A 443-nucleotide genomic window follows, 5' to 3' on the forward strand; every position below is an offset into this window, starting at 1 on the left:
CGGGGCTCCCCACGAACAGGACGTTCTCGGCCCGCTCGACGAACCTCAGGGTCGCGAGCTCCTCGATCTCGGCGCGCGGGACCGACGGCTGGAAGTCCCAGTCGAAGTCCGCCAGCCCCTTGACGTAGGGGAACCCCGACGACCGTATGCGCTGGCTGGTGATCCTGACCTCCCGGGCGGCGACCTCGACGCGCGTCATCTCCTCGAGGGCGGAGGCGAAGCCCCGCTCGCCCGCGGCGACCATCCTCACGTAGTCGGGCAGGGACGCCGCCATCTCGTGCAGCCCGAGCGCGGAGAGGTTCGCCTGCGCCCTGATCGAGGGGCTGCCCTCCGCGACGGCGCCCATCACGCCCCTCCGAGCGAGTCGAGCAGCGCGAGGTTGGCGCGCGCGGCCTCGGCGATGTCCGCGTCGGCCAGGCCCCGCTTCCCCTCGAGGGCCTGCC

The 443-nt window shown here is 73.4% G+C and carries 1 protein-coding gene; it reads right to left on the bottom strand.

The window, feature by feature from the left end:
* The coding region (locus ACQRC0_RS08815; RefSeq protein ID WP_427729335.1) for an ATP-binding protein at positions 1 to 346 on the bottom strand (346 nt) is incomplete at its 3' end.
* Between the last annotated feature and the right edge of the window lie 97 nt (positions 347 to 443).

The sequence above is a fragment of the Collinsella sp. SGI.033 genome, assembly GCF_050315135.1.
In the GTDB taxonomy this organism is placed as follows: domain Bacteria; phylum Actinomycetota; class Coriobacteriia; order Coriobacteriales; family Coriobacteriaceae; genus Collinsella.